Origin of the sequence: Catenovulum agarivorans YM01, from assembly GCF_000281085.1 — a bacterium.
Classification (GTDB): domain Bacteria; phylum Pseudomonadota; class Gammaproteobacteria; order Enterobacterales; family Alteromonadaceae; genus Catenovulum; species Catenovulum agarivorans.
The window spans coordinates 136,035-146,735 of record NZ_JH767535.1; the positions used below are offsets into that span (position 1 = coordinate 136,035).

Consider the following 10,701-nt stretch of genomic DNA (forward strand, 5'->3'; position numbering starts at 1 on the left):
TAGAGCGAAGAGCGGATTTTAAATAGGTTTTAATGGAGCGTCTGCTTATCGGGTTAGCTTATGTTCAATTTTATATGGAGTAAATAAAGCTTTCATATATTGTGTATATTGGACATAACATTTTTGAGATCTGTTTTGTTGTCGCTGTAATTATAGATTAATTCTAATTTTGATCTCCATTTTCGCTAATCATAAGAATATGAAAATTAGAACAAATATGAGATTATTCTTAAGATAACTATTCAACGCAGAGGGATATATGGCTTCAATTATAAAAAACAGACTTAAAGAACTGTGTGAGGAAAATAATTCACTACAAACTCTTTGGGCACAATGGACTATAGATGAGTTATTAATAACCAAAGCGTTGAATAATATAGGCCAAACGTTTCCTCATTATAGTTTGCATGATGCATCCCACTCAAATCAAATTGTAACAAACATAGAGCGCATTCTTGGAACAGAAAATATTAACTTATTATCAGCAACCGACCTATGGCTTATATTAGAATCTGCCTTTTGCCATGATATTGGTATGGTTGTACCTATGGATAAAATACGTGAGGACTGGAAAAAAACTGAGTTTAAAGATTTTTTAAGTTCAATCGTCAATGATACGACCCATGAGTTTAATTCTATAGCAAAGAAATATCAGGACGGCTTTGAATATGATTTTCTGGCTAATTCAGGTTGGCCGTTAGATACCCTTGAAGAGGTTAAGCTTTTATTAGCAGAGTTCTATCGCAAGAGTCATGCTAGCAATGCCAGTAAAATAATAGCAAACCCCTCGACTGAAATTGGGCTTAATAGCCCTAGAAATGAATTATTGCCAAATAGACTGTTTAGAGTCTTGGGGGCTGTTAGTGCTCATCATGGTTATTCATTTGAAGACGTCATGTCATTGCCCAAAAAAGAAGTAGGTTTAGGTAATGATGAGGCCCATCCTAGGTATATTGCCTGTTTGTTAAGATTAGGGGATTTATTAGATTTAGATGACAACCGTTTTTGCCCTGTTATGCTCAAAACAGCAGGGAACCCCCCAGCATCAACTCATGCTCATATAGAAAAGCATTTGTCTATAAGACATTTTCGTATGGATCAGAATAGGATTGAAGTTACTGCTGAATGTGAAACATATGATGGTTATACTGCTACGTCTAGCTGGTTTAGCTATTTAGAAAAAGAAGTCCAGCAGCAGATGATGCACTGGGATGATATTGTACCTAATAAAAAAATGGGATTGCTACCGACTATCGGGAACCTAGATATTCAACTAAAAGGATATGAATTACTGAGTCGTGACAGTACACCTAAGTTTGAAGTTGATACAGATAAAATGTTTAGCATCATTGAAGGTTCTGGAATATATAAAGAACGTTTTCAATGTATAAGGGAAATTTTACAAAATGCAGCAGACACTACGCTTTTAAAGCTTTGGTGTGATAAAACAATACGGAATAAATATAAGACGGTTAGTTTTGAACAACCGTCTGATGGCTTAAATCCTATTTTAAACGACAACTATAGTATTAATATTTGTATTGATGAGATTCGCGCAAATGACAATATTGTTGAATGGGAAATATCAATTGAAGATAAAGGGATGGGGATTAATAAAGAAGGTCTGAAATTTTTACAAAACATTGGCTCTTCAAATAAGGATTTAAGAAAGAAAGCGCTTATCGATTCGATGCCTTATTGGCTAAAACCTTCGGGAGCTTTTGGAATTGGCTTTCAAAGTATATTTATGATCACCGATCAAGTAATTATCCGATCTAAGAGTTTCTATGACAATGAGGTACTTATTGTTGAGATGAATGCTCCTAACAAATCTAAGTCAGGCAATATTTTTATAAAAAAAGAAGAAGCAGGTTATAAATATGAAACAGGCTCATTGCTTAAATTCAGATTCCGAACGAAGAAAATTTTAAATAGCTTTTCTTATTCTTTAGATGATGAAAATCTAGTCGCCGAAATTAATAATTACGACTTTATTGAGGACAGGCAACTAAATATAGATATCCTTAAACTAATATATCAAGTAACTAAATTTTCAGTGCACAGCTATGTACCAATAGATTTAATTTTTAATGGTTCGAGAATTAATACAGATTACCAAGGGTTTAGCAATAGTGGTTATTTCCATGAGTCAGGTTTCAGAATCAAATTAATACAGCTATCAGATAACAGTAAATTTGGCGAAGGTACATATAGAAGTAACTTGCTTTTTAAAGGTCAAATCTTAGAAACAGTTTTCACTACCAGTTTTTGCTGTTTTGATATTGATATATTGGGCTTCAATGCCGATGAATATTTAGAAGTAAATCGAAACAAACTAAAGCAATCAAAACAAAATGAATTGTTTGAATACATTACTGAAGCTTTAGTTTCGTACGTTAAGCAGGAAAGGAATAACTGTAACTCAAAAGATAAAGAGTATTTAGATGCTTTTGTAATTAGCTTGAGTTCTGTTGAGGATTTTATTACTGGTTCGCAAGCAGATAATGATAAACCTAATATACAGTTAGGTGTAACTGAACATTACACACAAAGCGTCGTTAGTGCCAGTTCGGTTACATTAAAGTTAGTTACATACACGATCAAATCTGAACCTAATAAAAATCAAGAGCTTGAAATCGAAAAGCATGATGATGAATATATTATAAAAGTAAGTGCAAGTCCCAGAATTGAGTCTGTTATATTTTTACAAAATTATTTACTGCCTAAATATTTTCACGGTTTAAATATTTCTTATAACAAAACTGAAAATAAGGAAGAAAAAATTATAGAATATACTAAAGACGCAAAATGCATAATCGATGATTCCGTGCTCAAATTTATTATGGAAATTAACCGACGAGATAGGTGGCCTCGAATGGCTTTCTTATGTCCTGATCAATATAAAAGTTTAGCTGTAGAAAATGAAAATATAGGGTTTTGTGAGCACTTACATCACTATCTATCCTCTTCCATTTCTTTGATTGATAAAAACATCATGGTGATGCCATTTAAACATGGCGATTCATCATTTGAAAAATTCAATTTTGATAAACTTGTAGAGTGGGTGTACGAGAATAGAAAAAATCCAGATACTACTAAATCAGAAATTTCTGAAACTTATGACAAATTGATAGCTCATATTAAATCATTACGCCAAACTTCTTAACTAGCAACTCGATGGGTTGGGTCGAACGAAGTGAATCCTAACAATATTATGCTATAATTCAATACGTTGGGTTCTCCTCTGGCTTACCCCACCTACCAAATATGCAAAATTCGAGTTGGATGAATGTCTGCTTATGAGCAGCTGGTTTTAAAATTTATAAGCCAAGATCCGCTATTGGCACAAAACACGCATTCGTCCTAACTCATTTTTATTCAAAATCGTGTTTACCCGTCCGACCGTCCGCATTCGCTCAAAGCCGCTCTCAGATCATTTATGTCGACTCATTTTGGGGTGAAACGAGTTATACGGAATGGCTGCTGCGGAACCAGCCATTTTGCACAACGCTCTAATTTTCTATCCAAATTTATTACATTTAACAAAATCGTTATTGATATTATATTTTTATTTTTGTATCGTGTGAGCATACACTATACAAAGGGTTGTGGATTTTGATTGTTAGTTTTAAATCAAATGTTTTAGAGAGGTTATGGACGACTAGTGATATTTCGCTATTACCGAGTATTTATGTTTATGAAGTAATTGAGGTGTTAGATTTATTAGATTCGTCAACTTGCATTACTGACTTAGAATTACTCGGTGGTTTCAAGATTGACGAGTACGAACCAGAAAATTGGGCTGTTACCATTACAGTTAATAGTGTAGAGCCAGTTGGTAGTGTTACCTGTTTGTATCGCCATGGTGACGCTTACAATGTTAATTTAAACGAGTTTAATTAGGTGACTTATGAGCATAGTTAGAAGCAATAAATTACCAGCTCAGCATCCTGGAGCTATTTTTAAAAAGCGTATTTTAGATAGGCACAAGATTACAATTGTTCAAGCCGCTAAGTTGATGCATGTTAACCGACCTCATTTGAATAATTTTGTAAATGGCAAGGTGTCTGTAACAGCGCCGTTAGCATATAAGTTAGAGCGATCTACCGGTATTAATGCTGCATTTTGGCTGAGTTTGCAGACCAAATATGATTTGTATGTAAACAGTAATTTAGAAGTGGAAGCAGAGCCGCTTTATGCTTTTGGCTGAAGCCAGATTCAATCCCCAATCAAATCTGGCTTATTTCAAACTTTAAACGCTCAAACTAGCTTAATTAACCATTGGGTTATCAGGGTAGTTTAGCTTCAACACTTGGTAAGTATTGTTGTATAAGTCAGTTAATTTAAGCTGGTGGTAACTTTCTAACATCATTTCTAATGCTTTTTCTACTTGTTGGGTGTCGCCTAAATTTTCCAATACATATTGTGCACGGTTGGCTGCTGCTACGTAGCTGCCGCGTTTCATGTAGTATTGCGCTACGGCCAATTCACTTTTTGCAATAAAGTCTTTTATAAAAATCATGCGTTGGCGCGCGTCTTTAGCGTATTTGCTGTGCGGGTATTGGTTAATTATGGTGTTAAAGTCGTTAAACGCTTCTCTGTGTTCGGTTATGTCACGGTCGAAACGTTCTATGCCAACCATTTCTTGCAAGGCATTTTGTGCTGCTTTGGTGTTGGTTAAACCGCGCATGTAGTACACATAGTCAATATCTGTGTGGGTTGGGTTTAATTTTAAAAAGCGGTCTATCGACGCTAAAGCTTGCGCTGTGTTGTCGGTTTTGTAGTACGAGTATATTAGGTCTAGCTGAATTTGGTGCGAATATGGGCCAAAAGGGAAGCTTGCATCAAGTGCTGATAAAATTTCTGCCGCTCTTACGTAATTACCTTGAAGTAATAAATCTTTTGCTTCGTTGTACTGAGCTTCTACTGCAGATTGCTCTGCAACTACTATTTCATCTGGGGTGTTTGAACATCCAGCAAGTACATTTAGCGCCAAAGCACCCACAATTAGGCTATGTTTCAAGTTCAACCTGAACTCCCTCTTATTTTAAATGGTAATTTAATCTGTATAATAATCTGCCCATTCTAACCTAGGGCAAGCCAAGTTGCACAGATTTATCATTCAGAGCGCGATATGACAGAAAAAATTACATTAACTGGTACGCTACCCCAAACTGCAATTGGTAGCCGTTTAGATCAAGCAATTTCAGAATTGTTCCCTGAATATTCTCGATCTCGTTTAAAAGAATGGTTATTAGCTGGCCATATTACCGTGGATGGTGTGGTTGCAACTAAACCGCGCGAAAAGGTTTTAGGCGGCGAACTTATTGAAATTGAAGCCGAAATTAAAGCTGAAGTTGAAGCGCCAGCACAAGATATTGAGCTAGATATTGTTTACGAAGACGACGATATTTTAGTGATAAATAAACCGGCTAATTTGGTTGTGCACCCAGGTGCGGGTAACCCAAAAGGCACAATTTTGAATGCTTTGTTGCATCATTACCCACAAATTGAGCAGGTGCCACGTGCGGGTATTGTGCATCGTTTAGATAAAGACACCACAGGTTTAATGGTTGTTGCGAAAAATTTACCTGCACAAACTTCATTGGTTGCTCAGTTGCAAGACAAAACGGTAACGCGTGAATACGAAGCTATTGTAAATGGCACTATGACAGCAGGTGGTGTGGCGGATTACCCAATTGGTCGTCATCCAACTAAACGTACAATTCAAGCTGTAGTACACGACGGTAAACCAGCGGTTACGCATTATCGTGTTGCTGAAAAATATCGCGCGCATACACGTTTGCGTTTGCGTTTAGAAACTGGCCGTACTCACCAAATTCGTGTGCATATGTCGCATTTAAAACATCCTTTGGTGGGTGATTATGCATATGGCGGTAAAGTTCGCCCACCAAAAGGTGCGGTTGAAGGTTTAATTGAAGCGCTACGCAATTTTCGTCGCCAAGCTTTGCATGCTGCAATTTTGGAGTTGGAACATCCAGCAACAGGTGAGTGGATGCAGTTTGAAGCGCCAATACCTGAAGATATGACCAGCATTGCTGCTATTTTGCGTGAAGACACTAAATTAAACGGCTTGGATAATGACTAATTCAAACCGTTGTTTTGCGCCTAATTGGCCTGCACCTGCCAAGGTTAAGGCCATGCAAACAACACGTTTAAATGGTTTAAGCAAAGCGCCTTATTCCAGTTTTAATTTAGCCATGCATGTAGCGGATGACGCCGCTGTGGTTGAGCAAAACCGCCAATTGTTAGAAGTTGAACATCCTATTGTTTGGCTTGAGCAAGTGCATGGTAATAATTGTGTCGATTTATCTAAGTTAGATAATTTTAATTCTGTGCCTGTGGCCGATGCCTCTATCACTCATAAACCTAAACAAGTATGTGTGGTAATGACGGCCGATTGTTTACCTGTTTTATTAACCGACAAAAATGCTAACTTTGTTGCGGCAGTGCATTGTGGTTGGCGTGGTTTGCAGCAGCAGTTGTTAACCCAAGTTATTCAGTCAGCCATAGCTGAGCATTCAATTGAAGCGAGCGATATTTTAGTTTGGTTTGGCCCAGCAATTGGTAAAGATGCTTTTGAAGTTGGCGCTGAGGTTAAACAAGCTTTTGTTGAAATTGATAAAAGTTACGCGCAGGCTTTTAAACCTTCGTCTAATCAAGGTAAGTTTTTGGCGGATATTTTTAAATTAGCCAGCATTGAGTTAAATAAACTGAACGTCACTGAAATTTATTCTGATTTTGAATGTACAGTCACCAATAGCGATAAATATTTTAGTTATCGTAAAGAAGGCGCGACTGGTCGCCAAGCATCCTTAATTTGGCTGGAATAGTTTGCGCTAGATCATATTTTATCTTTCGTTGCTCTTGAATTATTTTTTCCTGATACCCATTTTCTAGTTATACAAAATATCAGCCAAACAGGTAAATGGGGTTGTTATGCGACTAGATAAATTGACCAGCCAATTTCAAATTGCAATTTCTGATGCTCAGTCTTTAGCGCTTGGGCGCGATCATCAATTTATTGAACCTATTCATTTAATGTACTCGCTGCTTAATCAAGACAGCGGTTCTGTTCGCAGCATTTTAAATTTAGCCGGTGTTAACGTTACTGGTTTAAGATCTCAACTTGCTGAAGCGTTAGACAGGCTTGCCAAAGTTGAAGGGGCGGATGCCGACGTTCAGCTTTCGCGCTCTCTTATCAATATTCTTAATTTATCTGACAAACTTGCACAAAAACGCAAAGACAAATTTATTTCGTCTGAAATATTTTTACTTGCTGCAATTGAAGATAAAGGCGAGTTAGGGGGTATTTTACGCCGCTTGGGTGCTAGCCAACAAAGTTTAGAAAAAGCTATTGAGCAAATTCGTGGTGGGCAAAATGTTGACGACCCAAATGCGGAAGAAAAACGCCAAGCGTTAGAAAAATTCACCTTAGATTTAACAGCTAGAGCCGAGCAAGGTAAGTTAGATCCTGTAATTGGCCGTGATGAAGAAATTCGCAGAACTATTCAAGTACTGCAACGCCGCACCAAAAATAACCCTGTGTTAATTGGTGAGCCTGGTGTGGGTAAAACTGCGATTGCCGAAGGTTTAGCCCAACGCATTATTAATGGTGAAGTGCCTGAAGGTTTAAAAAGCAAACGCGTATTGTCATTAGACATGGGCGCACTCGTCGCTGGTGCTAAATACCGTGGTGAGTTTGAAGAGCGTTTAAAAGCTGTGTTAAACGAGCTTGCTAAAGAAGAAGGCCAAGTTATTTTATTTATTGATGAATTGCACACTATGGTTGGTGCTGGTAAAGGAGAAGGCGCAATGGACGCTGGCAATATGCTTAAACCTGCACTTGCGCGTGGTGAACTACACTGTGTTGGTGCAACCACCTTAGATGAATATCGTCAATTTATTGAAAAAGATGCAGCACTTGAACGTCGTTTCCAAAAAGTTTTAGTTGAACAACCAACTGTTGATGACACTATTGCGATTTTGCGTGGTTTGAAAGAGCGCTACGAGTTACATCATTCAGTAGAAATTACTGATCCAGCAATTGTTGCGGCGGCGTCTTTGTCGCATAGATATATTGCTGATCGCCAATTGCCTGATAAGGCCATCGACTTAATTGACGAAGCTGCTTCTAGCATTCGTATGCAAATCGATTCGAAACCAGAAGAGTTAGATAGATTGGAGCGCCGTACTATTCAATTAAAATTGGAAAAACAGGCGTTATCCAAAGAGCGTGACGATGCAAGTAAAAAACGTTTGCAGTTGCTTGAACAAGAAATTCACGAGAACGAACGCAAATTTGCTGACTTAGAAGAAATTTGGAATGCTGAAAAAGCGGCATTGCAAGGTGCGCAAAATATTAAAACTGCGCTTGAACAAGCAAGGTTAGATTTAGATATTGCACGCCGTGCAGGTGACTTAAACCGTATGTCTGAATTGCAATACGGTAAAATTCCAGCATTAGAGCGCCAACTTGATTTAGCTGTACAAGCTGAAATGCAAGATATGAGCTTGCTTAAACATAGAGTAACAGATGCCGAAATTGCCGAAGTATTGTCGCGTTGGACGGGTATTCCTGTTGCTAAAATGCTTGAAGGTGAGCGTGACAAATTGTTGCGTATGGAAGATGAATTACACAAACGCGTAGTTGGCCAGCATGAAGCTGTTGCTTCTGTAGCAAATGCAATTCGTCGTTCACGCGCTGGTTTGTCTGATCCAAATCGTCCCATTGGTTCCTTCTTATTCTTAGGCCCAACAGGTGTGGGTAAAACTGAATTGTGTAAAGCCTTGGCGAACTTTTTATTTGATACTGAAGCCTCTATGGTGCGTATCGATATGTCTGAGTTTATGGAAAAACATGCGGTGTCGCGTTTACTTGGTGCGCCCCCTGGATATGTTGGTTACGAAGAGGGCGGTTATTTAACCGAGGCGGTGCGACGCAAACCTTATTCAGTTATTTTATTGGATGAAGTGGAAAAGGCGCACCCTGATGTATTTAACATTTTATTGCAGTTGTTGGATGACGGCCGTTTGACCGATGGGCAAGGGCGTACAGTCGACTTTAAAAATACTGTTGTTATTATGACGTCGAATTTAGGTTCGGATGTTATTCAAGAGCAATTTAAGAATGCTAGTTTTGAAGATATGCGCAGTGCAGTAATGGAAATTGTAGGTACACACTTTAGACCTGAGTTTATCAATCGTATTGACGAAACCGTAGTGTTCCACCCATTACAAGCTGAACATATTAAAAATATTGCCAAAATCCAGTTGTCTAGTCTAAAAGCAAGATTAGAGCAAAAAGGTTATGGCTTTAAAATTAGTGAGCGCGCGTTGGATAAACTTGCTGCGGTTGGTTTTGATCCTGTGTTTGGGGCAAGACCACTTAAACGCGCAATTCAACAACAAATTGAGAATCCATTAGCGCAAGATTTGCTCTCTGGCAAACTCCCTTTGGAAAAAACCATTGTTGTTGATGAAAAAGATGATAAATTAGTATTCATTTCAAAATCATAAAATATAGCCTGCCTGAGCGCAGGCTTTTATCTCTAGAGAAAATATGTCTGACAATAGCGAAACTGTGCACAATCACAGAAAAGGAATTTACCTTCTTCCTAACTTATTAACCACTGGCGGTTTGTTTTCAGGTTTTTATGCAGTTATTGCATCTATGAATAACCAGTTTGAAAGTGCCGCAGTGGCCATTTTTATTGCGATGATTTTTGATGCGCTCGACGGACGTGTCGCACGTATGACCAATACGCAAAGCCCATTTGGTGCTGAATACGACAGTATGGCCGACATGGTGTCGTTTGGTATTGCGCCTGCATTAGTGGCGTATAATTGGGCGTTACACGATTTAGGTAAAATAGGTTGGTTGGCTGCGTTTATTTATACCGCGGGTGCCGCGCTGCGTTTAGCGCGCTTTAATACAACGGTTGATACTGCCGATAAACGTTACTTTAAAGGTTTAGCAAGCCCGGCTGCCGCTGCGATTGTTGCAGGTATGGTTTGGTTGGGGGCAGAGTATGATTTAGATAGAGGGTCATTTGGCTTTTTAGCGACAGTGATCACCATCTTAACTGGTTTATTAATGGTGAGTAACTTTAGATACTCTTCATTTAAAGAAGTTAACTGGAAATCAAGCGTACCATTTATTGGTATTTTGTTAGTGGTACTGGTATTTGTAGTGGTAGCAACTGAACCTGCTTTAGTATTGTTTACTTTGTTTTCTTTGTACGCTTTGTCTGGACCAATTATTACTTACCGAAGTGTTAAAGAGCTAAAAGCGCGAGATGTAGTTGAGAAAGATCCTGAAGAAGTTGATTCTTCTGTTGAGCAAACTGAAATAGAGAAATCTGATAAATAACTTTCTTCAGGTTATATTGTACAAACAAAAAAACGGCTTAATTGCCGTTTTTTTGTTCTTAAAGCACGAGAAATGTACGCTTTTGTTTGAAAAATAACCGAACGAATCTAAAAACGATAAAAACTTAAAAAAACGTATTGACGGCAATTCTTTTGTCCCTATAATGCGCCACCACAACGCAGCGACGCGGCAAGAAACAACTCTTCCAAATCCTGCTAGCTTGAATCAAAAACTTGTTTTTAAAACTTATCTAAAAAGCTTAAAAATAAAGGGTTGACAAGCGAAATGAGAAGCGTAGAATGCGCGCC

At 38.1% G+C, this 10,701-nt stretch carries 8 protein-coding genes; 7 read left to right on the plus strand and 1 reads right to left on the minus strand.

Features of this window, described 5'->3' with window-relative positions; genetic code table 11:
* Window positions 1-259 precede the first annotated feature (259 nt).
* The 3 genes from WSC_RS0117630 (at window position 260) to WSC_RS23265 (ending at window position 4,210) form a co-directional block, all read left to right on the plus strand.
* Window positions 260-3,166 carry an HD domain-containing protein gene (locus tag WSC_RS0117630; protein ID WP_016957278.1) on the plus strand — a complete coding sequence of 969 codons (2,907 nt, stop codon included), beginning with the start codon at window positions 260-262 and terminating at the stop codon, window positions 3,164-3,166.
* A gap of 449 nt (window positions 3,167-3,615) precedes the next feature.
* Complete coding sequence (locus WSC_RS23260) at window positions 3,616-3,903, plus strand: hypothetical protein (RefSeq protein ID WP_016957279.1); 288 nt, start codon at window positions 3,616-3,618, stop codon at window positions 3,901-3,903.
* 7 nt (window positions 3,904-3,910) lie between these two features.
* The gene (locus tag WSC_RS23265) at window positions 3,911-4,210 is read left to right on the plus strand and encodes a HigA family addiction module antitoxin (protein WP_016957280.1); all 300 of its coding nucleotides are present in this window, start codon (window positions 3,911-3,913) and stop codon (window positions 4,208-4,210) included.
* A gap of 60 nt (window positions 4,211-4,270) precedes the next feature.
* On the opposite strand, the gene WSC_RS0117645 is transcribed toward WSC_RS23265, so the two are convergent.
* On the minus strand, window positions 4,271-5,029 hold the full coding sequence (locus tag WSC_RS0117645; protein ID WP_016957281.1) for an outer membrane protein assembly factor BamD: 759 nt from the start codon (window positions 5,027-5,029) through the stop codon (window positions 4,271-4,273).
* A 105-nt stretch (window positions 5,030-5,134) separates the two neighbouring features.
* On the opposite strand from WSC_RS0117645, the gene rluD reads away from it, so the two are divergent.
* From rluD to pssA, 4 genes are all read left to right on the plus strand, one after another.
* Window positions 5,135-6,109 (plus strand): 23S rRNA pseudouridine(1911/1915/1917) synthase RluD, encoded by a 975-nt coding sequence (gene rluD, locus WSC_RS0117650; RefSeq protein WP_016957282.1) that lies wholly within the window; start codon window positions 5,135-5,137, stop codon window positions 6,107-6,109.
* Window positions 6,110-6,161: 52 nt separating this feature from the next.
* The gene (gene pgeF, locus WSC_RS0117655) at window positions 6,162-6,854 is read left to right on the plus strand and encodes a peptidoglycan editing factor PgeF (protein ID WP_237716334.1); all 693 of its coding nucleotides are present in this window, start codon (window positions 6,162-6,164) and stop codon (window positions 6,852-6,854) included.
* A gap of 106 nt (window positions 6,855-6,960) precedes the next feature.
* Window positions 6,961-9,540: an ATP-dependent chaperone ClpB gene (clpB, locus tag WSC_RS0117660; protein ID WP_016957284.1), complete on the plus strand. Its 2,580-nt coding sequence runs from the start codon at window positions 6,961-6,963 to the stop codon at window positions 9,538-9,540.
* Between the two features lie 43 nt (window positions 9,541-9,583).
* On the plus strand, window positions 9,584-10,393 hold the full coding sequence (pssA, locus tag WSC_RS0117665; RefSeq protein ID WP_016957285.1) for a CDP-diacylglycerol--serine O-phosphatidyltransferase: 810 nt from the start codon (window positions 9,584-9,586) through the stop codon (window positions 10,391-10,393).
* Window positions 10,394-10,701 lie beyond the last annotated feature (308 nt).

Coding starts and splice junctions, on each gene's coding strand:
- WSC_RS0117630 (WP_016957278.1), top strand. CDS start 260: ATGGCTTCAATTATAAAAAACAGACTTAAAGAACTGTGTGAGGAAAAT.
- WSC_RS23265 (WP_016957280.1), top strand. CDS start 3,911: ATGAGCATAGTTAGAAGCAATAAATTACCAGCTCAGCATCCTGGAGCT.
- rluD (WP_016957282.1), top strand. CDS start 5,135: ATGACAGAAAAAATTACATTAACTGGTACGCTACCCCAAACTGCAATT.
- pgeF (WP_237716334.1), top strand. CDS start 6,162: ATGCAAACAACACGTTTAAATGGTTTAAGCAAAGCGCCTTATTCCAGT.
- clpB (WP_016957284.1), top strand. CDS start 6,961: ATGCGACTAGATAAATTGACCAGCCAATTTCAAATTGCAATTTCTGAT.
- pssA (WP_016957285.1), top strand. CDS start 9,584: ATGTCTGACAATAGCGAAACTGTGCACAATCACAGAAAAGGAATTTAC.